Here is a 25,052-nt window from a genome sequence, read left to right on the forward strand (position 1 = left end):
GGTAAAAATGATGCGCAGCAAGAGCCGGTTCGGATCGAAGACCGATCGCGATTCAAATCGTGACGCGGAGCAGGACGTGAAGGAAGATCCGGACGGCTCGAAGTCCATAAGCGACGAGGACGAAAGTCCCGACGCCGAGGAAGGAGTCGACCGCTACGAACGAAGCAGCGATCGATACCGCGCAGCAGCAGGCGAACGCGCCGGTGCGGAGAAATCTGCGTCGGCGCGTCGTTCGTTTGGAAACAGCTTCTCGAAGAGCGGTGGGGTTTCCGGCGAGAAGAGTGGGAGCGGTGGATTTAAGGGCGGTGGGTTTTCCAGCGGCAAGAGCGCTGGCAGTGGCGGCAGTAGCAGCGGCAGCAGCTTCGCCAGCAAAAGCAGCTTTGGACGCTCGGGTGGTTCGAGCGCGTCCGCGTCATCTGGCAGCAGCAAGGCTGAGGCGATCGCCGCGAGTCTGCAGGCTGCGGCTGCGGGTGAAACCACGCAGGAGGACCACGAGCCGGTGTTCGAACGGTCGAGTGATCGTGCGTATCCGAAACGTGGGTCGTTTGGCGGCGGGGCGTCGGCGCGGTCGGCGTCGGATCGCGTTTCGGCAGATGCCCCGGCTGAATACGAACGATCGAGTGATCGCAGCAAATTTGGACGTGGTGGGTTGACCGGGCGCAAAGCGTCTGGTCTAGGTACGCGTGGGAAATCTTCACCTAATCCTGCTGATGGTGAGGATGTTTTCGAGCGATCTACCGACCGAAAAACCAGCCGTCGCGCCCCGCCGAAGTCGGCAAAACCCGCTGATGAGCACAGCGTCGAAATCGCCGATATTGTGGTTGCGCCGCAAGTTGGACAGCAACAAATTGAACCCGCGCAGCCTGATTCGGTAGCTGCGTTGGACGCGGTCGACGCCGAGGAACGCTTGAGGCGCGCTCGGGCGGTGTTGGAGCAGGCACACGCAGTTGTTCAATCACAGGTCGCTCCTGCGAAAGCTGCCCGCAAATCGCAATCCAAACCTGCAGTTATTTCTCCGGGCGTGGTTGGAGAAACAGGCACCGACATAGCCGATCCATTTGAGCCCTTCGAACAGTGCGTGCCATCCGCAACACAGGCAGTTAGCGAAAGCCAAGTCGCCGAACCGGTTTATTCGCGTGGATCCACCGGACGAAGCAAAACCCCTGCAACCGACGATTCCAAGCGAAAGGGGCCGCAATTATCGTTGCGCGGCCGTGCGCTGGGTTATCTATCGCGTCGTGAACATAGCCGCGCTGAATTGTCGCGCAAGCTGACGCCACATCTGGGCGAAGGCGATTCCCTCGATACCTTGCTCGACGCGCTGGAGCGTGAAGGGTGGTTATCGAATGAGCGATTTGTGGAGAGCGTGGTTCATCGGCGGGGCACTCGTCTTGGCACAAGCCGGATCGTCAATGAGCTGAAGCGCAACGGTATCGACGAAACGCTGATTCAGGATGCTGGCGCTGAGTTGAAGAAAACCGAGCTCACTCGCGCCCGCGAGGTCTGGAGCAAGAAATTCGGCGAACCGCCGACGACGCCGGCCGAACGTGCGAAACAAGCGCGTTTTCTTGCCACGCGAGGATTCAACGGCGGGACGATCGTGAAAGTGCTGAAAGCGGGCGACGACGAATTTATCGACGAATAGGCACCGGCGGCAATTTGGCATCTACGCGTGAACTATTTCGACCAATTCGGCCCCGCAACGCGCGCGCAACTTCGACTCCTGACCTCGAACAACGGACGGTGGCTAACATCCCCAATTTGCTGCCCCAACGACGCCCGAGCCCACCGACCTAAGCCCATCAACCGAAGCCCGAAGCCGACCGCCCGAAGAGGACCGCCCGAAGAGGACCGGCCCAAGACCACCGGCCCAAGACCACCGGCCCAAGACCACCGGCCCAAGACCACCGGCCCAAGACCACCGGCCCAAAACCACCGGCCCGAGGCCACCGGCCCAAAACCACCGGCCCAAAACCACCGGCCCAAAACCACCGGCCCAAGACCACCGGCCCAAGACCACCGGCCCAAGACCACCGGCCCAAAACCACCGGCCCGAGGCCACCGGCCCAAAACCATCATCCCCAGACGACCGACCCAAATCCGCCGCCCCAACTACGCGCAGAGTGGCACCTCACCACCCACCTCAAAAGCACAAACAAATAGCGAACCCCGACGCTGAGCGAAATCCCCCATCACCCGCACCCATCGCGAAACAAACCCGAAACAAACCGCCGCGCAAGCCTCTGCATTGCCCCTCAAGCTTCCCCACGGCAACTCGGTCCGGCTGAAAATGCCCAGTATGGTAAAATTCCGGCGTTTTCTCATTCCGGCCTTCCTCTGCACATGCCGCTTTCTCCGCCCGTTTCCCGACAGTTGCGCCATCGCCGCGCGATTCGAATGGAAGCGTTTGAGCGTGAAGATGGCTTGTGGGATATCGAAGCCTGTCTAACCGATGAAAAGCCGCGCGACGTCAAACTCGCGGCGGGCGTCCGGCCCCAAGGCCTGCCGATCCATGAACTCTGGCTGCGCATCACTATTGACCGCACGTTCACTATCGTCGACGCCGAAGCGGCTTCCGAGTGGGCGCCGTATGCGGGTCTGTGTGCAGCATCGAACTCCGCGTATCGCGCGCTCATCGGTCTCAATCTTGTGCAAAATTTCCGTCGCGAATCCAGCCGTTTGCTGGCCGGAACGACCGGTTGCACGCACATCACCGAACTTTGCGCCGTGCTGCCCACAGCCGCTATTCAGGCATTCGCCGGCGAAGTGTGGAACACCGAAAAAGGCGGTACGCCGGGCCAGTCATCGGATAGTCCAGCAAGCAACGCAGCAGCAAGCGCAGAAACCAACAAAGCAGCAGAAACCGACAAACCCCCATTCCAGCTTGGCCGTTGCAACGCATTGCGTTTCGACGGTGAAGCCGTTCGGCAATATTATCCGCGCTGGTTCGGCCACGCGCCCCGTGGCGCGGCAGACCGGATAGCGGATCAGGACAAATCCAGAAAGGCCGGAAGCGAAGTGGAACCGGCTCAGCGAAATTAGCCAGCGAAATCAATCGGAATTAGGCGATCCTAAGCGAATTTAGCAAGAGCAGGTTCCCAGAACAGGCCGACCAGGAAACATCAGCATGACTCCGGACGCGCATACTTTTCACCCCGGAAGCAACGCCGACGTAATTCAGGTAATCCAAGTAATTCAAGCAACTCATTAATCCACGTAATCGAAGTTCAATCCAACTCTCAGACTGAAGGAATCACGCATGAAGATTCACGAGTACCAGGGAAAGGAAATCCTGCGGAAGTTCGGCGTCGCGGTCCCGCGCGGCAAGCCCGTGTTCTCGGTGGACGATGCGGTCAAGGCCGCTGAAGAGCTGGGCGGCCCGGTATGGGTCGTCAAGGCTCAGATTCACGCTGGCGGTCGCGGTAAGGGCGGCGGCGTGAAGGTTGCAAAGACGCTGGAACAGGTTCGCGAATATTCGAACCAGATCCTCGGCATGCAGCTCGTCACGCACCAGACCGGCCCTGAAGGCCAAAAGGTGAACCGCCTGCTGATCGAAGAAGGCGCGGACATCAAGAAGGAACTGTATATCGGCCTCGTACTCGACCGTATCACGCAAAAAGTCGTGGTGATGGCATCGAGCGAAGGCGGCATGGACATTGAAGAAGTCGCGGAAAAGACGCCGGAACTGCTGCACAAGTTCGCCGTCGAGCCGTCCACGGGTCTGCTGGACAAAGACGCCGACGACCTCTCGCGCAAGATTGGCATTCCGGAAGGCTCGATCCCGCAAGCGCGCGCGATCCTGCAAGGCCTGTACAAGGCATTCTGGGAAACGGACGCATCGCTGGCAGAAATCAACCCGCTGATCGTCACCGGCGACGGCAAGGTGATCGCACTGGACGCCAAGTTCAACTTCGACGCCAACGCGCTGTTCCGTCACCCGGACATCGTCGCGTATCGCGATATCGACGAAGAAGATCCGGCTGAAGTGGAAGCTTCGAAGTTCGATCTGGCCTACATCTCGCTCGATGGCAACATCGGCTGCCTGGTGAATGGCGCTGGTCTGGCAATGGCCACCATGGACACGATCAAGCTGTTCGGCGGCGAGCCGGCCAACTTCCTCGACGTGGGCGGCGGCGCTACGACCGAGAAGGTCACGGAAGCCTTCAAGATCATGTTGAAGAACCCGGGCCTCAAGGCAATCCTCGTGAACATTTTCGGCGGCATCATGCGCTGTGATGTGATCGCGGAAGGCGTGATCGAAGCGTCGAAGGCCGTGTCGCTGAAGGTGCCTCTGGTTGTGCGCATGAAGGGCACGAACGAAGATCTCGGCAAGAAGATGCTGGCGGATTCGGGCTTGCCGATCATCGCGGCCGACAGCATGGAAGAAGCTGCGCAGAAGGTCGTCGCAGCCGCCGAGGGCAAGTAATCCGGGTCGTTTTGGTTCCAGCAAACACCCGGTTACGAGCGTTCCACCAGATACGAAAGGCGTCGGCTGTGCCTATGAGTGCTCCATGAGCATTCGAGGCACGGGCGACGTCGACGAACAGAGGTCACACTATGTCGATTCTGATCAACAAAGACACCAAGGTCATCACCCAGGGTATTACCGGCAAGACCGGTCAGTTCCACACCCGCGCTTGCCGCGAGTATGCGAACGGCCGTGAAGCGTACGTGGCGGGCGTGAACCCGAAGCGCGCCGGCGAAGATTTCGAAGGCATCCCAATCTACGCAAGTGTCGCGGAAGCGAAAGCTGAAACGGGCGCAACCGTTTCGGTGATCTACGTGCCGCCGGCTGGCGCCGCTGCTGCAATCTGGGAAGCGGTTGAAGCAGACCTGGATCTCGCGATCTGCATCACGGAAGGCATTCCCGTGCGTGACATGCTCGAGATCAAGGACCGTATGCGTCGCGAAAATCGCAAGACACTGCTGCTCGGACCGAATTGCCCGGGCACGATCACGCCGGACGAGCTGAAGATCGGCATCATGCCGGGTCATATCCACCGTAAGGGCCGTATTGGCGTGGTGTCGCGTTCGGGCACGCTCACGTACGAAGCGGTTGGCCAGTTGACGGCTATTGGCCTTGGCCAGTCGTCGGCAGTCGGTATTGGCGGCGATCCGATCAACGGACTGAAGCACATCGACGTCATGAAGATGTTCAACGACGATCCCGACACGGACGCCGTGATCATGATTGGCGAGATTGGTGGCCCGGACGAAGCGAACGCGGCTTACTGGATCAAGGACAACATGAAGAAGCCGGTGGTTGGCTTCATCGCGGGCGTCACGGCTCCGGCCGGCAAGCGCATGGGTCACGCGGGCGCGCTGATCTCGGGCGGCGCGGACACGGCCGATGCCAAGCTGGAAATCATGGAAGCGTGCGGTATCACCGTCACGAAGAACCCGTCGGAAATGGCGCGTCTGTTGAAGGCGATGCTTTAAGGGGTTTAAGGAACGGCTGATCGACAGAAAACGCAGGGCTGCGCTATGCTTACGTAAGCTTTTCGTAAAACGTCGATTCCAAAAGCGGGGGAGCTAAGGCTTCTCCGCTTTTTTATTGCGCGTTTTTTTCTGTCGCTGCCGATCACCAGTCTTTTCATGCTCGAATTTTTCGCCACGCTCCATTGGGGCGCTGTTCTGCAAATCATCGTTATCGATATCCTCCTTGGCGGCGATAACGCCGTAGTCATTGCGCTCGCCTGCCGCAATTTGCCGAAGGAGCTGCGCACGCGAGGCGTACTGCTGGGTACGCTCGGCGCTATCGTGCTGCGGGTCGCGCTGATTGCGTTCGCCGTGGTGCTGCTCGATGTCCCGTTCCTCAAATTCGCCGGTGGCCTGATGTTGCTGTGGATCGGCGCGAAGTTGATGATGCCGGATCACAGCGACCCGAATATCAAGCCGACCGACCAGCGTTGGGCCGCGATCAAGACAATCATCGTGGCCGATGCCGTCATGAGTCTCGACAACGTGATCGCAGTGGCGGGTGCTGCCGAAGCGGCCGATCCGGAGCATCGGTTGGCGCTGGTTATCTTTGGCTTGCTGGTGAGCATCCCGTTGATCGTGTGGGGCAGTACGTTGGTGCTCAAGCTGCTCGACAAATTCCCGATCGTGATTGCGCTTGGCGCTGGTTTGCTCGGGTGGATCGCAGGCGGATTGATGATCGACGATCCGTTCTTCGACCGCTGGCCCGCATTGAACGTGCTGGGCGCCGAGTACACCGCGCATGTAGCGGGCGCAGTGCTGGTGCTGGCCGTCGGCTGGTATTTTCGACGGTGTGTGCTGGCGAAGGAAGCGAAAGTCGCGCACTGATTTCCGGTCAAGCCATAGGCCGTCTGGCTGACTGTTGAGATCGCGTGGCGCTCAATAAGATCGAAGCGTCTGGATTGCATTACGCAACCAGGCGCTTCGTCTTTTTGGGAGTTCAGCTATGGCAGCAGCAATAACAGCAGCGGTGTGCAGGTCAGATGAAGCAGGTAGCAGTCACGCGTGGTTTCGAAGACTGATTACGCGCGGCAAAATAAAGCGTTTTGGGATGGGCTTCACGTTGATCGAGTTGATGATCGTGCTGGCAATTGTCGGCGTGGTCGCGGCGTACGCCATTCCGGCTTATCAGGATTACCTGGCGCGTAGCCGGGTGGGCGAGGGCCTGTCGCTGGCATCGTCGGCACGGTTGGCGGTGGCGGAAAATGCCGCGAGCGGCTCTGACCTGGGCGGGGGATATTCGTCACCGCCGGGAACCCGGAACGTTGAGTCGATTCACGTCGACGATACCAATGGGCAAGTCACCATCGCGTTTTCCACGCGTGTGGCGCCAGTTGGATCTAATACGCTCGTGCTCGTGCCTTCAACACCGGACAACGCCGAGGCGCCGACTGCACGTACCGTTCTGACGAAGGGTTCGGTTCAGGCCGGATCGATCACGTGGGAATGTTTCGCCGCCACGAAAACGGCTTCTTCCTTGCCAGCGCCGGGCGCGGGGCCGTCACCTTCGGAAGCACCAACATTACCGCCTAATCTCGCACCGCCGGAATGCAGGACTTAACAAGCGAATAAAAGAGCTGAAAGGCTGGCTGCATGAAACCGTAATCGCGCTGAATCGTTGTCATGGCGCTTGCGAGCGAGCACGCGGATTGCGGACAGCCTCGGTGTTTCGCTGAAACCACCACGGAATTTTCGCTAATGACGGTGATTTCGGCGCATTTCATGCCAGGCGCCGCACAGCATGGGTAATTTTTTGTATAGTGCGCCGGTTGCCGACGTTCCCTACCCCACATGCCTTCAAACATCGCGCGCTACTTTTCTTTTGCTGTCCTCTGTCTGGCACTGACGATCCCGTTCGCGGTCGTCAACCATACCTATCCCATTCCGACCTTCTACGCCGAGTTCAGCGCGCTTGGACTGTTCCTGGCGCTTGGCGGGGGTATGGCGCTGATCGTGCGTTTGTCCGAGCCACGCGTGCCATTCGCGACGCCAGTCATTGCGTTGATGCCGCTTGTGCTCGGCTTGCTGCTCGTGGCGCAGACGGTGGTTTTGCCGGTGTCGCAGCCGTCGATGAACTGGCTCGGCGGCGGCTATTTACTGGCATCGTTTATCGCGGTTCATACCGGTTATGGCTTCGTGCGCGCGGGTCTGGCCGAGAAGGCGTTGCGCTGGGGCGCGGCTGCGTTGATCGTCGGTGGCCTGTTCGCCGTGTTCTGTCAGGTCGTGCAGTTGTTCCATATGGAGGCGAAGTTTTCGCCGTTCGTGGTGGCCTACAACGTTGCGATTGAACGGCGGCCGTTCGGCAATATGGCGCAGGCGAATCACCTCGCCACCTACATTGCATTCGCGACCGCAGGTGCGCTGTATCTGGTGCAAACAAGACGCCTGCCGATGATCATATGGCTCGTCCTATCCGCGATATTTTCGGCGGGCCTCGCGTTGACCGTCTCGCGGGGACCGTGGTTGCAGATGGGCGTGATCGTGGTCGGGGGATTCTGGATGGCCCTCATTCAGGGCCGCTCGACCTTGGCGGATGATCCGGATGGTCCCGCTAGCCGCGTCGTTCGCAGCAAAGCACGCGCGTGGCTGATTCCGGTCGTGCTTCTCGTGTTGTTCTTCGCGGTGAATGCTGCGATTCGCTGGGCGAACTTGCGTTTTCAGCTTGAACTCGGTCAATCGGCGGCGGAGCGGATGCAGGACGCGAATCAGATCGCGCCGCGGCTTGCGCTCTGGAAGTACGGCTGGACCATGTTCCTGACGCATCCGTTGCTGGGTGTTGGCTGGGGCGAGTTCCCGCTGCATCAGTTCGAGTTCGTGCGGGAGCTTGGCGGTGTCGAGATCGCGAACAATTCGCACGATATTTTCATCGACTTGCTGGCGAAAACCGGTCTGCTCGGCATGGCGATCGTGCTGTTCAGCGTGGTGTGCTGGCTCGTGCGCGTGCTGCGTGCACCGCATACGCCTGCGCGGATTTTCGCGCTGTCGCTGCTGGGCGTGCTGATGATGCACGCGCTGGTTGAGTATCCGCAGCAGTATATGTTCTACCTGATGCCCGCAATGCTGATCTTCGGCTTGCTCGAAACGCGTCCGGTGCGATGGGTGTCGCGGTCGTTGTCCTATGGTTTGTATGTCGTACTGGTGGTGCTTGGACTCGCTTCGCTGTACCCCATCTTGCGCGATTACAACCGCTCGGAAGTGCTCTATTACGGTTCGCAGCCGGCTGAGCAATATAGTGCTGATCCGTCGTTTTTATTCGGCGCCTGGGGTGAGTATGGCGCCGCGACGTTGCTGCCGATGAACAGCCAGGATCTCGCTACGAAGCTCGTGATGCATCGTAAGGCGCTGGCGTTGTTGCCGGGGGAAACCGTTTTGAGGCGTTATGCGGTGTTGCAGGCGCTGGCCGGACAGTCACAGGACGCGCTTGATACTATCGCCCGGCTGAAGATATTCTCCACTGAGCTGCACGACTGGCCGCAACAACTGGCCGATGTTTATCAGCTATTGGACGATCAGGGTAAGCCGCTGGCCGGGTTCAAGGCGGAGCTGGTGAAGATGTATGGTGTGCCAGCGCCGTCGACTACTGACGATGAAAATGATGATGACGATTGAGGAAGTCGCTTGAGAGTCGGCCTCGATCAGGCCCGGGCTTTAAAGGCGACGAGATCGATTGTTGGCGAAAATAAAAGCAGTTCGGCTTACGTTGGAACTGCTTTTTTCTCGACTAAACGCGTTAGCTAAAGCGAAACTTCAATCCCACCCAACGCGCCATCATTGTGACGATACAAACACCTTCCGGAACATAGGCACAAGGAAGCGATTGCCGTATTCACTCATGTGATGACCGTCCGAATAAAGCGGCCTTCCTCGGTACGAACCGAGACACTTGCCATTCCGGCAAAGGTATGGAGTTGGATCGAGCAGCCGGACGCCGCACTGGTCGCGCGCTTCGCGCATCAAACCGAGCACGTGGGCATTGCGCTTATAGTAATCGGTAAGATCGATCGTCAAGTCGGGCGCATCCGGGTTCGCGAGTTTCTCGCGTGCAAGGGTATTTGGCACATCTACGTCGAATTCAGGGACTGGTTCGACAAGATAAACCGGCCGCGCTCTCGCGAGTCCGCATATCGTCGATATAAAATGCTGGTCGTACTCCTTGATCGAGAATGGCACGCCCTTGCGCCCGGGATGATCGGGGTCGACGAATGACAGCCCGTTGGTGGTTTCACCCGCGGTATATTCCGACCAGTGATTCACGATGACGACCGGCGGCATTCTCGACGCATCCTTGCCGAGCAGAGTAATGTATTTTTCGTCGGCGGCGAGGCAGTCGCCATTTTCACGGCGTACGCCGTAAATCGTCGGGCAGCCTTGCATCGCAATCAGGATCACTTCGCCGCGCTTGCCGTTCGGCACTGCTGCGTTGAGCGCCTCCGCGAGTGCCTCCGCGTGGCTGTCTCCAATGATGACCGCGCGGCTCTCCAACTGCGTTTTATAGACGTCACACGGGTCGAGCAGCATATGGCAGATGGTGCGGTGCGGATTGGTATCGTAAGTTTCCTCATCCGCGACAAAGACCGAGCGGTCGAACCGCGCGGGTACGCCTTGCCCGTAATAAATCACTCCGCCGCCGGCAAAGACGAACAATGCAAACGCGAGTGCCACCCGCAGGGGAACGAAGGGCAGAAAAGTATGGGCCGCCGCGGACTTCCCTTGCGTGCGCGATTCCACGAGCCACCATGAGAGATAGCCCAAGATAAACGCAGCGACGATCCCGCCTCCGACCCATATCGGATATGTCGCCTTTCCGTAGTAACTTAGGGCCACAACCACCGGCCAATGCCACAGATAGACGGAATACGAAATCTTCCCGATGAACTGCGCGGGTTTTGAGCCTGTTGCCCAGGAGTCGTTGCGGGCTGCAGCGATGATCAGCGCGGTGCCCCCAACGGGCACGATTGCAAGCCACCCAGGCCACATCATCTGAGCATTGAAGCGCATAAGCCCGAAGGCGATCAACGCCAGGCCGGTCCACTCCAGTGCCGCTCGGGTGCGCTCGGATGCGCGTATTGGGTACAGGTACACAAGCGCGCCGGCCAGCATCTCCCACGCGCGCGTGGGCAATAGATAGAACGCTGCAGTGGGCCACTTCGTTGGCGCAGAGAGATAAATGCAGACGGCAAGGGAAAGCCCTGTCCCTACGATAATCCATCGACGTACCCAAACGGCAGACAGCCATTTGGTCAACGCGACCAGCAGAAGCGGATAAAGCAGATAAAACTGCCACTCCACCGAGAGCGACCATGTATGCAACAACCACTTTTCCAAAGATCGCACATCGAAATAACCGGCTTCCCGCCAGAACGAGATATTCGAGAAGAAGCCGATGCTGGCCGCTGCTTCCTTGCCAAGCGCGCGGAACTCGGACGGCAAGAGCACGAACCAGCCGGCAGCCAGCAAGACGAAACAGAGTACCGCTAGCGCGGGAATGATCCTTCGCGCACGGTACTTGTAGAACGTAAGAATGGAAAAGCCGCCTTTCTCGATGCCCCTGAAGATGATGCCGGTCATCAAGAAGCCGGATATGACGAAGAACACATCGACGCCGAGAAAGCCACCTTCGAAGCGCGGTACCGAGAAGTGATAAAGCACGACCGCTATCACCGCAATGGCACGCAGACCGTTGATGTCGCTTCTGAATTTCATCCAAAACTCCCGGACGCCGTTCCCTCAGCCACCACGCCCATGTTCTCGTTGCTGAGACATGTGCCCGTTGATTCCTGCTTCAGTTTCTCTTGGCGTTCTTAGAATCTGTTCGAAAGACTTTTGTATAACGTGTTGACGCAGGAGCGTGTTGAACGGTCACCCGCCACACGCACCATTCGGTCTGACATACGACACAAGCGCTAATGCCGGAGCGCGTCCCAGAGGATCGGGAGATGAAGCGCCTTTCAACGAAGCTGAATTCGGTTCTTGGAGCAATCGACTGAGTGCCAATCTTGCATCGCCATAGCGAGTTGCTAATGTGCTATTCCGCACACAGCGGGGCTCTCGGTTCTTTATGAGGGATCGTCCGCCACGGCAATGTTACCGATCAGCGAACGGTTGCCTTTGTCCCATGAAAAACTCTTCCGCCAGGGTAGAGAGCGTGGCGGGTACCCACGGTTTTTGCCCGCAAGGATGGGGTGGCTAAGGCAGCGAGGTGGAGATCGGGGTCGGGGGCGTCGCAGAACACCAAAGGTAGGTGGACAATGCGGAGAGTGTCAGCGGAAAGATTAGCCAGAAGAATGACTTAACGCTCAGCCACCCAATCCCCCGATTTCCCGCCGTGCTTCTCCAGCACTTTCACGTTGGTGATCGTCATTCCGCGATCCACTGCTTTGCACATGTCATATACAGTCAGCAGTCCGACTTGCACGGCGGTCAGCGCTTCCATTTCCACGCCGGTGCGTCCGAACGTTTCCACGCGTACTTCGCAAAATACGCCCGGCAGGTTTTCATCGATGGAAAAATCCACCGCCACTCGGGTCAACGCCAGCGGATGGCATAGCGGAATCAGATCGGAGGTGCGTTTCGCGCCCTGAATCGCTGCAATTCGCGCGACGCCGAGTACATCACCTTTTTTGGCCTTGCCGTCGCGGATCAGCGCGAGCGTGGCAGGCAGCATGACGATCGAACCGCGCGCGATGGCTACGCGACGCGTCTCGCTTTTGTCGCCAACATCGACCATGTGCGCTTCGCCAGAAGCATCAAAATGTGTAAGTCCGGACATAAGCTCTCCTTGCAACGGGCGCACATCATAACAGCGGCGCGCGGGTGGTCCAGGCGCGCACAAGCCGCTACGATAAGCCTTTCAAGTCATTTTTGCTTTCGCTTCAGGACGCCGCCGCTTTCGCTGCAGGGCTGGTGACAAATCCAAACTTGACTGGCACATCGGCTCGTTCAATACGCTGCAGCGTCAGGTCCACGCCCGCCGAGAAATGAAACACGCCGCCGTTATCGTCGAGATCGGCGTGCGTGGAAAACAGATCGAGATCGTGATCGTGCAACGCGGCGACGCGCGGGGCTTCAGAAGACGCATCGGAGCTATCGGAGAACAGCACACCGCCTTCATCGTCGAGCCAAACCGCCGTCGGCTCGAACCGTCCGCCTGCGTGATCGGTCAGCCGCAGCGAGCCGGCCGTCGCGCTGTCGGTCGCGGCGTCCGTCGCGGCGTCCGTCGCGACGTCCATTTCACTCAGCCGCACGATCCACGGCGTGTAACCCAGCTCCACATACACGCGCTGCGGACCGTTTTGGAAGAACCACTGTCCGTCGGCATCGGCGGCGTAGTTGCGGTTGATGAAACCCAGCAACGCGTCGTGCCGGATGATGTCGCCGGGAAGACGTGCTGCCTGCGTGGCGTCGTCGCGCATACGCCACTGGCCGCGTCGGTCGAGCAGCAGCCAGCCGGTGCAATGCGGGACGTTCGGCCATTTGGCCAAGGCTTGTTTGACGATCTCATCCATGCTCGGAATCCGTTTGGTGTGCCACGTGATGGACGTGATGCACATGGGTCTGCAAATAGCCGAACACCCGCTGCGACAACCAGTCGATCCGCCCTGGAAACGGCCCGGTCATAAAACCGACGTGGCCGCCATGCGCGGGTTGGTCGAGCGTCACGGCCGCTGAAACTTCCGCCGCCGACGGCAACACGCGCCCCGGCAGGAACGGATCGTTGCGGGCGTTCAGAAGCAGCGTTGGAATGGCGATACGCGGCAAATAGGGCCGCGTGGTGGCGCGGGTCCAGTAGTCGTTGGTATCGCGGAAACCGTGCAGCGGCGCGGTCACGGCGTTATCGAAGGCGTGCATGGTACGGGCCGCGAGCATGGCGTCGCGGTCGAACAGGCCGGGATATTGGTCGAGTTTCGCCAGCGCCTTGTGCTTGAGCGTCTTGAGAAAGCTGCGCGTGTAGACCATGCCGAAACCCTGTGATATGGCGTGGCCACCGGCGTGGACATCAAGCGGTGCGGAGATCGCGGCGGCCGCGTCCAGAATGGCGGCTGCATCCTGTTCCTGCTCGCACAGCCAGCGCAACAGCACGTTGCCGCCGAGCGATACCCCCGCCGCGATGACCGGCCCGGGATGTTGCGCCTTTAATCGACGCAGGACCCAGTCGACTTCGGCGCTATCGGCGAGATGGTAGAAGCGCGGCAGGAGATTCATCGAGCCGCCGCAGCTGCGGAAATGCGGCACGACGCCAAGCCAGCCCCGCGCCTTCGCTTCGGCCATCAGCACGCGTGCATAGTGCGAGTCCGAGCTGCCTTCAAGGCCGTGGAAGAGCACAAAGAGTGGTGCGGCAGGGCCGGGAGACGGATTGGTCCCTCCCGCCGTAGTGTCGAGGCCAACGCCATCGCGCAAGGTCGTCGCTTCATCGAACGATGTTGCGACGCCGTTTCGAAGAAGCCCGCACGACGCAGGGTGCGAGGCGTTCGTGATGGCGCCATTGGAATGATCGCGGGTCTTGTTCTCACCATCGGCGTCATAAGCCAGCCAGTCGAGATCGATGAAATCTCCGTCCGGGGTGGTCCATCGTTCCCGCTGGTATTTCACAGCGGGACGCTGTGCGAACAACGCCGGCACAATGGTCTGCGCGTGCGCGGTGGGCAGCCATCGAGGCGCTTGGTACAGCCATTCGGTCAGCGGTTCAAGCGGTTCACGCGCCGCGTCGAGAGGGACGGAAGCGGTTTGCTCAAGCGTAGAAGGGGTATCCAGCGCGGGAGCGGCGGGAAGGAGATGAGCGTGATCGCGTTTCATGGCGCGTCTTCAAACAGGATGCAGAATGCGAACGGATGCAGGCTGCTTCGCCAAGTCAGTGTGCCGATCAACGGGCCAACCGGTCTGGCAAAACAATCGTCGAGCCGCGGACGCCAGCTACCCTGCCCAGCGTACCCGCAAAACCGATGTCAATGCAGCGGACCTTGTCCATGTCGCATTTTCGCCGCAACTTGGCCTGCGGCTTCGTCTGGCATCGCACTAGCGTGGATATGTGCAATGCGCCATTCACCACGCTCGTGGACCATTACATAGGTGCTGAACACCATGATGGGCGAGCTGCCCGGTTCGGCGGGCTGATGCGCTTCGGCGATGGCGTAGACCACGGTGCCGAGACTGTCGTAGACGCGGATATCGAGCGGCTCGACCGTGACCGGCCGGTTTCCCAGTTGCGCCGCCAGGCCCGCGCGAATACTGTCCAGGCCGCTCAGATGCGAGCCGTCCGCACAGATGAAAGTGGCAAATTCCTCGTCAATCCAGAGCGCCATGACGCTGTCGATATTGCCCTCCGCGACAGCCTGGTAATAGGCGTTGAGGGTATCGGCGGCGGCTTCGAACAGGCGGGCAAAACGTGGCATGGCTAGTGGGTCTCTAACGGTCGATGCATGGCGCCTGATGTTCTCGGACAGTGAGCGCCACGGTTCGGTCAAGTTTCAAAAGCATGCCCCGGCTCAGGGACATTGGCATGTCAGGACTTGCTGGTAACCGCACACACGCCGCCGATGAGAACTTGGGGTGGACGCGGACACAGCACCGGGGAACCTTGCGTGGCAGACGCAGCCCTGACGAAGTTGTGAAGCAATCTTTGACGCGGCTCGGCCAGGCTGGCTCATTCAGCACGAGCTGCGGCGCCGAAGCCGCTTCAACTCAACCCGCTTTAATGACGCTGCATCATCAACATGCCGCGTAAATCGCCGAAAACCTGCTCGGCGCCGAGTTCACGCAAACAGTTCAAATGACCCAGCGGACATTCGCGGGCAAAGCACGGACTGCATTCGAGGTGCAGCCATTGTACCTTTGCGAGATCGGAGAGGGGCGGTGTGTGGCGCGGGTCGGTCGAGCCGAACACGGCCACCAGCGGGCGGCGCAGCGCGGCGGCAACGTGCATCAGGCCGGAATCGTTCGTGACCACGGCGCTCGCACGCGAGATCAGCGCGCAGGCTTCGCCCAGTGACGTCTGCCCGCACAGGTTACGCACATTCGGCGCGCGATCGGCGATGGCCTGGGCGATGGGCGAATCTTTCGGTGACCCGAGCGCAACAATCCGTGCATACGGGAACGACTGCGCGATGAACTGCGCGAGCGCCGCGAAATGCTCCGGCGGCCAGCGCTTTGCCGGACCGTATTCCGCGCCCGGGCAAAACACGACGAGCGGCGCGCGCGTATCCAGATTAAAGCGCGCGGAGACGCGTGCCGCTTCGTTCAGGTCGGTATCGAGCCGCGGTACCGGCATGGGAACTGTAGCGTTTTCCTGCAGCCACGGCAGCTTCGCGCCCGGCGCATAAGCGAGGGCGGCGTACTGGCCCACCATGGGCGGGCGTTGACCCTTGGCCGGATTCGCGTGCCGCACGTTGAGCAGGCCATAACGGCTTTCGCCCGTATAGCCGACGCGCAGGTTGATCCCCGCCATCCAGGGAATCAGCGCCGATTTGAAAGAGTTCGGCAGCACATACGCGGCGTCGTAACCCACGTCGCGCAAATCGCTCGCGAGTTGCCATCGACGCAGCATTTGCAGCTTGCCGTGGGCGAGATCCGTGGCGTAGACGTCGTGGATCTCGGGCATGCGTTCCAGCACGGGCGCGACCCAGGCGGGTGCGACAGCATCGATAACAATCCGCGGATGCAGCTTCTTCAGCAGCGAAAACAGCGGCTGCGCCATCAATGCGTCACCAATCCAGTTCGGTGCGATAACCAACGCGCGACGCATCTATGTAAGTTCCAGTCTCAAAAATAACGCAGCTCGCACCATGTGGGCGGGCGCGTTGTTGCAATTGGGGGTGAGGCACCCGGCACCCAGGGTGTCCGGCGTCGAGGCGCGAGGTTTTGTGCTGTCAACCTACCGAATGCGACCGGGGCGTAGCGTTCTACGGGATCGGCGGCGTCAACGGTTACAACGGGGTTACAACGGTCGCATGCAGCACGGCATCGCTTGTGGCCGCGAAGACCAAGCGGGCGGCGTGATTCAAGCCGCATACCGCTTTCTTCACGAAGACAAAGTTTCAATGACCCTTGATGTGTTCGCCATCTTTCAGCTTGTAGCGCGTGCCGCAATACGGGCAACGCGCTTCGCCGTGGGAAATATCGAGGAAAACGCGCGGATGCGTGCTCCAGCGCGGCATGTTGGGGTTCGGGCAGAACGCCGGCACATCTTTCGCCGACAACTGGACCAGCGGCATTTCCTTCAGTTCGCTCATGAGGAATCTCGTTCGTTCTAGTCTGGGGACGCGGTGAGCCTGGTTTTTCGAGTCGGATATTCAGACCCCTAGACCCGAAAAACCCAACTCACCGCCGTACGTCATGCATTGGATTGCGCGCCGGATTACTTAACCTGCGCAAGCCAATCGGCGTACTTTTCGTTCTTGCCGCTCACGATATCGAAGAAAGCGCTTTGCAGTTTTTCGGTAATCGGACCACGCTTGCCTTCGCCGATGGTGCGATTGTCCAACTCGCGGATCGGCGTGACTTCAGCGGCCGTACCGGTGAAAAACGCTTCGTCGCAGGTGTAGACCTCGTCGCGGGTGATGCGCTTTTCGATCACCGGAATGCCGAAGTCGCGTGCGAGCGTGATGACCGTGTCGCGCGTGATGCCGTCCAGGCACGAAGCCAGGTCCGGCGTGTACAGCTTGCCGTTGTTCACCAGGAAGAAGTTCTCGCCGGAGCCTTCGGATACATAGCCGTCAACGTCGAGCAGCAGCGCTTCGTCGTAACCGTCGGTGATGGCTTCCTGGTTCGCGAGAATCGAATTCACGTACCAGCCCGACGCCTTCGCGCGAACCATGGCGACGTTCACATGATGGCGTGTGAACGACGACGTCTTCACGCGGATGCCCTTCGCAATGCCGTCGTCGCCCAGATAGGCGCCCCACGGCCACGCGGCGATCGCGACGTGAATGGTGTTGCCTTTCGCCGATACCCCCAGTTTCTCCGATCCCACCCAGATGATCGGCCGGATGTAGCAGGATTCCAGCTTGTTCACGCTGACCACTTCGAGTTGCGCGGCTTCGAGCGTTGCGTGGTCGAACGGCACTTCCATCTGGAAGATCTTGGCGGAGTTGAGCAGGCGTTTGGTGTGGTCTTTCAGGCGGAAGATCGACGTGCCGTTGCCGGTCTTGTAGGCGCGCACGCCTTCAAAAACGCCCATGCCGTAATGCAGCGTATGGGTGAGCACGTGGATGTTGGCGTCGCGCCAGTCGATCAGCTTGCCATCCATCCAGATCTTGCCGTCGCGGTCGGCCATTGACATACGATTTCTCCTGGCGAGTTGTGTGCAGATAATGAGTGGGCCGCCGGGTTGTGCCAGCTTGTTGCCCGTGTGTCTTTCGTCCGCTTGTTTCGCCCGCTTATTTCGCCGGCTTAACCAGCATGACGATGACGACGGGCCAGATGCGCCTAGTTCCGAGCCGTGGCGCCTGTCCGGAGACAGCGCGCGGGGCATGGAATTTCAGCGCGGAACCGGCAAACGACGGGGCGGCCAAAGACCGTCATTTTAGCGTCTTTTCGATTGAAAAATGGGCGCTGTCGGCCATTTGGCGCCTTTCAGGACGCTATAATTCGGCTTTCGCCGTCGCGCGATGGTCTCAGAGTGCGGTCAAAGTTGCGGTCCGAAAGCAAACCGTGAGGGACTTCCGAAAGGCCGTCGTCCAGATGGGTCGGGCCGTAAGGCGTGATTCAAGGCTCGGCGAGGCGGTTTCGGGTCGTTTGGTCAGGGATTCAGGCTCAATCCGCGCCGGGCCCGCGTCAATTGCCCGGCCGCTGGCCGTTCTTCGCCGGATCAGTCGAATCACTCAGACTCGCCGCTCAACCGCTCAAGCACACCGCGACTCGCACCAATCTCCATGTTCGACCGGCTGTCAGACCTCAACCGACGCGCATTCCTCGATGGCGTCAAAACCCTTTCTCCGGCGGTTCCGGCCACGTTCTCGTGGGGTCTCGTCACTGGTATCGCGATGGCCAAGTCCGTGCTGACCGTGCCGCAGGCGCTCGGCATGTCGCTCGCGGTCTACGCGGGATCGTCGCAACTGGCTGTGTTGCCGTTGTTCGCAGCCAAGCTGCCGCTCTGGACCATCCTGCTGACTGCCGCCATGGTCAACTTGCGGTTCGTCATTTTCAGCGCTGGGCTCGCTCCGCATTTCGCCTATCTGCCGCTGCGCCGCAGGTTGGTGCTCGGCTATTTCAATGGCGACATCATCTACCTGATGTTCCAGAAGCGGAATTTCCCGACCGGCTATCAGCCCGGGAAGGAGGCGTTTTTCTGGGGCATGGCGGCGACGAGCTGGTCCTCGTGGCAGGTGTCGTCCATAGCTGGCATCCTGCTCGCGAGCATTTTCCCCGATAGCTGGGGCCTCGAGCTCGCCGGTACGCTTGCGCTGATTCCGCTGATTGTCTCGGCCATCGCGACGCGCTCCACCTTGGCGGCGGTCGGCGTGGCGAGCGTGATCGCGTTGATTGCGCTGGACCTGCCGTATCGGCTGTCATTGCCGCTAGCTGTGGCGGCGGCCCTGCTCGCCGGAACGTTTGTCGATGTCATGGCGGAGAAGCTGGGGACAGGACGCAAAACCAGCGGCGCGCCAGGGCGTGTGGAAAACACCGCTCCCCGTCTTCCGGATGCCGAGCCGCTGAACCCTTCATTCGATATCCAGCCATCCGATCTCGACAAATCGCCGGTCAGCCCCAAGGGCACCCGGAGCGCCCGATGAGCGCCGCGCAAGTCTGGCTGGCCATAGCGGGCATGGGGCTGATCACGGGCATCACGCGCGCGCTGTTCCTGATGGGCGGCGAGCGCATGATCCTGCCCGAGCGCGTGCAGCGCGCGCTGCGCTACGCGCCGGCCGCGGCGCTGGTTGCGGTTGTCGTGCCTGACCTTCTGGCTACGCCGACTGGCCTTTCTGTCGCCTTCTCGAATCACGCGCTTTACGCTTCCCTGTGCGGTCTCGCCTGGTTTCTCTGGCGCCGCGGCATGCTGGGGACAATCGTCGTCGGCATGATTGTCTTCACGGTGCTCAGGCTGTTCGCCTGACGCTGTTTTTGCTGCAGCGCGTCATGCAGTGGGTCACGTGAGCCATCGGAAACTCGCCAATCCCGAATCCTGGGGATTTGCGTTTCCTGCGTCGGACGGGCATGGGTATCGGTTAAAATGGCGCTCTCGCTGTCGTATCGAATGAGGTCGAAACGTGTATCCGGCAGTCACCGCACACCAGCTTCACTCGCTCCATTCTCCGCTGCAACGCCTCGTCGCCTGGCCCTCCAGGTCGTTGGCGAAAGGCGCGGCACGTCTTGTTTCGTTGTCCCTCGCTTGTTCGAATCGTCTGCTTGGCGCTGGCCGCCTTGCAATGTTGCGCGCACGCCGGCTTACCACCGGAATGGTTTTGAGCACTTCAATTTTCCCGTAGCGACCTTTGTGAGCCCGCTGGCATTAATCCACGGCGCGCAGATTCAACTCGCCCGAACCGCTTTCCAATTACCGCTCACACGCTGACTCCCATGACGAAAGTACTGCGTTTCACCGATCTGATCGCCGAAGGCAAAGTGTCCGGCAAACGTGTTTTCATCCGCGCCGACCTCAACGTCCCACAAGACGACCAAGGCAATATCACCGAAGACACGCGCGTGCGCGCCTCGGTGCCGGCCATTCAACAAGCGCTGGCAGCGGGCGCCGCCGTGATGGTCACGTCCCATCTCGGCCGCCCGACGGAAGGCCAGTTCAAGCCTGAAGATTCGCTTGCGCCGGTGGCCAAGCGCTTGGGCGAATTGCTCGGTCGCGATGTGCCGCTGATCGCCGATTGGGTTGACGGTGTGCAGGTGCAGCCGGGCCAGGTCGTGCTGCTCGAAAACTGCCGCTGCAACAAGGGTGAGAAGAAGAACGACGACGCGCTGTCACAGAAGCTCGCCAAACTCTGCGATATCTATGTGAACGACGCGTTCGGCACCGCGCATCGTGCGGAAGCGACTACGCATGGCATTGCGAAATACGCGCCCGTGGCGTGCGCCGGCCCGCTGCTTGCCGCTGAACTCGATGCATTGGGCAAGGCGCTTGGCGAGCCGAAGCGCCCGCTGGTCGCCATTGTGGCGGGATCGAAGGTATCGACGAAACTCACTATCCTGAAGTCGCTGGCGGAGAAAGTGGACCAGTTGATCGTGGGCGGCGGGATTGCCAATACATTCATGCTCGCGTCGGGGTTGAAGATCGGCAAGTCGCTGGCGGAGAAGGATCTCATCGATGAAGCCAAGACCATCATCAGCGAAGCGCGGGCGCGTGGGGCGTCGGTGCCCATTCCGAGCGACGTTGTGACTGCGAAGGAATTTGCCGCGACCGCCAAGGCGGAAACGAAAGCCGTGGACCAGGTGCAGGACGACGACCTGATCCTCGATATCGGCCCGGACACCGCGAAGGCGCTTGCTGCGCAGTTGGAAAAGGCGGGCACGATTGTGTGGAACGGGCCGGTTGGCGTGTTCGAATTCGACCAGTTCGGTAACGGCACGAAGACGTTGGCGGACGCGATTGCGAACTCATCGGCGTTTTCGATTGCAGGGGGCGGCGACACGCTCGCGGCCATCCAAAAGTACGGCATCCACGACAAGATCAGCTACATATCGACAGGCGGCGGGGCGTTCCTGGAGTTTTTGGAAGGCAAGACGTTGCCGGCGGTGGAAGTGCTCGAATCGCGGGCCTGAGCCCATGAAACGAGCCACGTCGAAGAGCGATCGTCCTGTATCCATACTTGCCGCCGACATTAAAGAGTGGGCGGCCGAGGTTAAATCCGAGGTGCGTGCCGCGGCTGGTTCCGGTGACGCTGACCTTCATTCGGAGCCTTCCGCCACCGATGCTGTTGCGCAAGTGTCGGCACAGGTTGGGGCTGGCGCGATGGCGGGCGCGAAGTCCAACCCGGCACGCGCCGCGAGCAAGCCCCGGCGTGGCGCGACGGCGTCTACGCGGCGTGGCGCCAGTCTCAAGCAGGAAACGGTGGTCATGATTGGTGGCGCGAGTGCGTCGCTGATTCCGGTCGCCGGACAGATATCGAATAGTCATCACAAAGCGACGCCGGCCCAAGCTGGCGCGCGTTCGCAGGCGGAGACATCTTCATCCCCGTCGGCACACCGTACTCGCAGCGCTGTCCCAGGCGATACCACCCAGACGAGGAGTTCCATGCATCGCGCTACAAAGATTGTCGCCACTATCGGCCCCGCTTCCAGCACCCCTGAGATCCTGCTGCAAATGATGCAGGCGGGTCTCGACGTGGTCCGCTTCAACTTCTCGCACGGCACTGCCGACGACCATCGTCAGCGCGCGCAATACGTTCGCGACGCCGCCAAGCAATGCGGCCGTGAAGTTGCGTTGATGGCCGATCTGCAAGGCCCGAAGATTCGCGTGGGCAAGTTCGAAACCGGCAAGGTCATGTTGATCGCGGGTAATTCGTTCATCCTCGACGCGCGTTGTGAGTTGGGCAATGACGAACGAGTTGGCCTGGATTACCCGGATCTGCCGCGCGACTTGCGCGCGAACGATGTGCTGTTGCTGAACGACGGGTTGATCGTGCTCGATGTTGTCCGCGTGATTGGCGAAGAGATTCATACCACGGTGAAAGTGGGCGGTGAACTTTCGAACAACAAGGGCATTAACCGTCAGGGCGGCGGCCTGACGGCGCCGGCGTTGACCGAGAAGGACATGGAGGACATCAAGACCGCGATGTCGATTGGTGCGGACTTTGTGGCGGTATCGTTTCCGAAGAACGCGACGGACATGGAGATGGCGCGGCAACTGGCGAACATCGCGGGCGCGCCGTATGGCATCAAGCCGAAGATGATTGCGAAGATCGAGCGTGCGGAAGCCATTCCGGCGTTGCAGGGCATTCTTGATGCTTCGGACGGCATCATGGTTGCGCGCGGTGACCTGGCGGTGGAAGTGGGTAATGCGGCGGTGCCGGCGTTGCAAAAACGCATGATCCGCATGGCACGTGAGTCGAACAAGTTCGTGATTACGGCGACCCAGATGATGGAGTCGATGATCCATGCGCCTGTGCCCACACGTGCTGAAGTGTCGGATGTCGCGAATGCGGTGCTGGACGGTACCGATGCGGTGATGTTGTCGGCGGAGACGGCGGCGGGTAAGTATCCGGTGACGACTATCGAGACAATGGCGGCCATTTGCCTGGAGGCTGAGAAGTCTGAGCAGAGCGAGCTTGACAAGGATTTCCTTGATCGCACGTTCACGCGGATTGATCAATCCATTGCGATGGGTGCGTTGTTCACGGCTTACCACTTGGGTGCGAAGGCGATTGTGGCTTTGACCGAGTCGGGGGCGACGGCGTTGTGGATGTCGCGGCATTGGTCGCATGTGCCTATTTTTGCGCTGACGCCGCGGGTGGGGAGTGAGCGGACGATGGCGCTTTATCGGAATGTGACTTCGTTGCACCTGGATACGAATTCGGACCGGGATATCGCGCTTCAGCAGGCGTTGGAAGTGGTGGTATCGAAGGGGTATGCCGCTCGCGGCGATATGGTCGTGTTGACTGTTGGCGAGCCGATGGGGCAGGCCGGCGGGACTAACGCGATGAAGATTGTGCGGGTAGGAGATCCGTTTTAAGTTTTTCGTTCGCACTGTTTGGGTCGTTCGCACCGGTGGACGGGTTTGGGCGGGGTGAGTTTCGGGGGCGGGCGGTCGGTCGGGGGGAGGGCTGAGTTGCCAGGGTCCGGGGTTAGCGGTCGGGGTCAATGCCGGGTTGCTGCTCTCAGCCTTAGTGGTCCGCGTGAGTCGGATGTTTTCTTTATCACTATTAGCCACTGTGCGTGGCGGCACGTCATTTCTTGGTCCTTAGCGACAAAGAAACGAAGCAAAGAAAACGCTTTCAGAACGAGGGCTCATAAGTGTCCACAGCGTGCAAGCGGGGCGCTTGTGGTTCCCGAAAAGCACGGTGCTCGCCAGAACGATGGATGTGTGAACCCCTCCTTCTCGCGAATCCTGACACGAACACGCTTCGCCCCCAACGCTCTCGGGCAAGCACGATCACCCACAGACCAGCACGGCCTCACGCGTGCTGGTCTGTTCATTTGATACTAAAGTTGTTGGCCCTGGTGATCTTGGTGATCTTGGTGATCTGTGTGCGTGACGGCCTGATTTCCATAAGTTGGGCAATCAGTTGAGTCATAAGTCCAGGCAGGCGTTTGAATGGCCCGCTGGACGGCTTTTTTGAGATAACCTTCCTCGGTGAGGCTGCGGACGATGTCGCCCGCAGCCCCACCGTCGATGAACCAAAAACAAGTCGTCCGTCCGACGCGTTTACAATGGCGTTGAGTCGCGTTTGTCGCCCGGTTTCGCGCCGGGCATCTTACGCCAATGAATACCAAGGCTGACCCCGGGCGCTCGACAGGGCCAGCCGACACGAACCGCCGTTCCCGCAATTCCGGGGAACGGCGTGTTGGTTTTTTCTCTCAGCCTGATTTGCGGCACTTTTCCGGTAGATGACAATGTCCACCTCACATTCCCCGCTGTACGAATCCACGCTGAAATCGTTGCCCCTGCTCGGGCGCGGCAAAGTCCGCGACAACTACGCAGTCGGCACCGACAAACTCCTGATCGTCACGACCGACCGCCTCTCGGCGTTCGACGTGATCATGGGTGAGCCCATTCCGAACAAGGGTCGCGTCCTGAACCAGATGGCCGATTTCTGGTTCGCAAAGCTCTCGCACATCGTGCCAAACCACAATACGGGCATCGATCCGGCAACAGTCGTCGCCGCCGATGAAGCCGATCAGGTCAAAGGCCGCGCCGTCGTGGTAAAGCGCCTGGAGCCAATCCTGGTGGAAGCGGTCGTACGCGGTTATCTGGCCGGCAGCGGCTGGAAAGACTATCAGGCAACAGGTTCGGTCTGCGGCGTGGAATTGCCGCCCGGCCTGAAAAACGCCGAAAAGCTGCCCGAGCCAATTTTCACGCCGGCAGCCAAGGCCGAAATGGGCCATCACGACGAAAACATCACCTACGATGAAATGGAACGGCGGATCGGCACGGAACTCTCGGCGACCATCCGCGAGATTTCGATCAAGCTGTACAAGGAAGCAGCCGAGTACGCGGCGACGCGCGGCATCATCATCGCGGATACGAAGTTTGAATTCGGGCTGGACACGCGCGGCGAGCTGTTCCTGATGGACGAAGTGCTGACGGCGGATTCGTCACGTTTCTGGCCGGCGGACGGGTATCAGGTCGGCACGAACCCGCCATCGTTCGACAAGCAATTCGTGCGCGACTGGCTCGAAACGCAATCGTGGGGCAAAACGCCTCCGGCGCCGAAGTTGCCCGAAGACGTGATCGCGAAAACAGCCGAGAAATACGAAGAAGCGCTGCAACGGTTGACCGGGCAGTCGCTGGCGTAAAGCTTCAGGCGGCCGGGCCGGCGCACGATTGCGCTCGCTACGGCGGCCTGGTTTCGGTGGCGTGCCCGCGGCAAAGGCAACAAAGCCGCCGGCAATCAACGCATCCGTGCCTCAGGTCATGCAGCGCCCAGCCCAGAAAGCCGTTCCATAATGGCCGGAAAGCTATCAATCCGCATCAC

The 25,052-nt window shown here is 60.2% G+C and carries 20 protein-coding genes; 12 read left to right on the plus strand and 8 right to left on the minus strand.

Annotation, left to right across the window (positions count from 1 at the left end; all coding sequences use genetic code 11):
- The first annotated feature begins 7 nt into the window (after positions 1-7).
- From recX to SBC1_RS03140, 7 genes are all read left to right on the plus strand, one after another.
- Positions 8-1,645, plus strand: a complete 1,638-nt coding sequence (gene recX, locus SBC1_RS03110) for a recombination regulator RecX (RefSeq protein ID WP_243830268.1) — start codon at positions 8-10, stop codon at positions 1,643-1,645.
- Positions 1,646-2,343: 698 nt separating this feature from the next.
- On the plus strand, positions 2,344-3,042 hold the full coding sequence (locus SBC1_RS03115; protein ID WP_165987278.1) for a DUF2889 domain-containing protein: 699 nt from the start codon (positions 2,344-2,346) through the stop codon (positions 3,040-3,042).
- 217 nt (positions 3,043-3,259) lie between these two features.
- Positions 3,260-4,426, plus strand: a complete 1,167-nt coding sequence (gene sucC, locus SBC1_RS03120) for an ADP-forming succinate--CoA ligase subunit beta (protein WP_047895824.1) — start codon at positions 3,260-3,262, stop codon at positions 4,424-4,426.
- A 131-nt stretch (positions 4,427-4,557) separates the two neighbouring features.
- A complete protein-coding gene (gene sucD / locus SBC1_RS03125; protein ID WP_031359567.1) occupies positions 4,558-5,439 on the plus strand; it encodes a succinate--CoA ligase subunit alpha in 882 nt (293 codons plus the stop codon).
- 156 nt (positions 5,440-5,595) lie between these two features.
- Positions 5,596-6,306, plus strand: coding sequence for a TerC family protein (locus SBC1_RS03130; protein WP_165987280.1), 711 nt, complete (start codon positions 5,596-5,598; stop codon positions 6,304-6,306).
- A 118-nt stretch (positions 6,307-6,424) separates the two neighbouring features.
- Complete coding sequence (locus tag SBC1_RS03135) at positions 6,425-7,039, plus strand: pilin (RefSeq protein ID WP_165086747.1); 615 nt, start codon at positions 6,425-6,427, stop codon at positions 7,037-7,039.
- 230 nt (positions 7,040-7,269) lie between these two features.
- Complete coding sequence (locus tag SBC1_RS03140) at positions 7,270-9,087, plus strand: PglL family O-oligosaccharyltransferase (RefSeq protein WP_165987282.1); 1,818 nt, start codon at positions 7,270-7,272, stop codon at positions 9,085-9,087.
- Between the two features lie 159 nt (positions 9,088-9,246).
- Here SBC1_RS03140 and SBC1_RS03145 read toward each other — a convergent pair whose 3' ends face one another.
- The 8 genes from SBC1_RS03145 to SBC1_RS03180 all read right to left on the minus strand — a co-directional run bounded on the left by SBC1_RS03145 (position 9,247) and on the right by SBC1_RS03180 (position 17,752).
- A complete protein-coding gene (locus tag SBC1_RS03145; RefSeq protein WP_165987283.1) occupies positions 9,247-11,181 on the minus strand; it encodes an acyltransferase family protein in 1,935 nt (644 codons plus the stop codon).
- 586 nt (positions 11,182-11,767) lie between these two features.
- Positions 11,768-12,247: a cyclic pyranopterin monophosphate synthase MoaC gene (moaC, locus tag SBC1_RS03150; RefSeq protein ID WP_165086752.1), complete on the minus strand. Its 480-nt coding sequence runs from the start codon at positions 12,245-12,247 to the stop codon at positions 11,768-11,770.
- A gap of 103 nt (positions 12,248-12,350) precedes the next feature.
- Positions 12,351-12,983 carry a DUF2946 family protein gene (locus SBC1_RS03155; RefSeq protein ID WP_165987285.1) on the minus strand — a complete coding sequence of 211 codons (633 nt, stop codon included), beginning with the start codon at positions 12,981-12,983 and terminating at the stop codon, positions 12,351-12,353.
- Positions 12,976-14,271, minus strand: a complete 1,296-nt coding sequence (locus SBC1_RS03160; protein WP_243830269.1) for a YheT family hydrolase — start codon at positions 14,269-14,271, stop codon at positions 12,976-12,978. Before SBC1_RS03160 ends, SBC1_RS03155 begins: the two co-directional genes overlap by 8 nt.
- A 149-nt stretch (positions 14,272-14,420) precedes the next feature.
- Positions 14,421-14,867, minus strand: coding sequence for a nuclear transport factor 2 family protein (locus SBC1_RS03165; RefSeq protein WP_165086759.1), 447 nt, complete (start codon positions 14,865-14,867; stop codon positions 14,421-14,423).
- 299 nt (positions 14,868-15,166) lie between these two features.
- The gene (waaF, locus tag SBC1_RS03170) at positions 15,167-16,216 is read right to left on the minus strand and encodes a lipopolysaccharide heptosyltransferase II (protein WP_165987287.1); all 1,050 of its coding nucleotides are present in this window, start codon (positions 16,214-16,216) and stop codon (positions 15,167-15,169) included.
- A gap of 292 nt (positions 16,217-16,508) precedes the next feature.
- Complete coding sequence (locus SBC1_RS03175) at positions 16,509-16,703, minus strand: zinc-finger domain-containing protein (RefSeq protein ID WP_031359576.1); 195 nt, start codon at positions 16,701-16,703, stop codon at positions 16,509-16,511.
- A 125-nt stretch (positions 16,704-16,828) separates the two neighbouring features.
- Positions 16,829-17,752 carry a branched-chain amino acid transaminase gene (locus tag SBC1_RS03180; protein WP_165086766.1) on the minus strand — a complete coding sequence of 308 codons (924 nt, stop codon included), beginning with the start codon at positions 17,750-17,752 and terminating at the stop codon, positions 16,829-16,831.
- 592 nt (positions 17,753-18,344) lie between these two features.
- Between SBC1_RS03180 and SBC1_RS03185 the strand changes: the two genes are divergently transcribed.
- The 5 genes from SBC1_RS03185 (at position 18,345) to SBC1_RS03205 (ending at position 24,873) form a co-directional block, all read left to right on the plus strand.
- On the plus strand, positions 18,345-19,205 hold the full coding sequence (locus SBC1_RS03185) for an AzlC family ABC transporter permease (RefSeq protein ID WP_165987289.1): 861 nt from the start codon (positions 18,345-18,347) through the stop codon (positions 19,203-19,205).
- Positions 19,202-19,525: an AzlD domain-containing protein gene (locus tag SBC1_RS03190; RefSeq protein WP_165086771.1), complete on the plus strand. Its 324-nt coding sequence runs from the start codon at positions 19,202-19,204 to the stop codon at positions 19,523-19,525. Before SBC1_RS03185 ends, SBC1_RS03190 begins: the two co-directional genes overlap by 4 nt.
- Before the next feature lie 464 nt (positions 19,526-19,989).
- On the plus strand, positions 19,990-21,180 hold the full coding sequence (locus SBC1_RS03195; protein ID WP_165086774.1) for a phosphoglycerate kinase: 1,191 nt from the start codon (positions 19,990-19,992) through the stop codon (positions 21,178-21,180).
- A gap of 472 nt (positions 21,181-21,652) precedes the next feature.
- Positions 21,653-23,089 (plus strand): pyruvate kinase, encoded by a 1,437-nt coding sequence (gene pyk, locus SBC1_RS03200; RefSeq protein WP_165093035.1) that lies wholly within the window; start codon positions 21,653-21,655, stop codon positions 23,087-23,089.
- An 881-nt stretch (positions 23,090-23,970) separates the two neighbouring features.
- Entirely contained in the window at positions 23,971-24,873 is a 903-nt protein-coding gene (locus tag SBC1_RS03205) for a phosphoribosylaminoimidazolesuccinocarboxamide synthase (protein WP_165086776.1), read from the plus strand.
- The last annotated feature ends 179 nt before the right edge of the window (positions 24,874-25,052 follow it).

Source organism: Caballeronia sp. SBC1, from assembly GCF_011493005.1.
Lineage (GTDB): Bacteria > Pseudomonadota > Gammaproteobacteria > Burkholderiales > Burkholderiaceae > Caballeronia.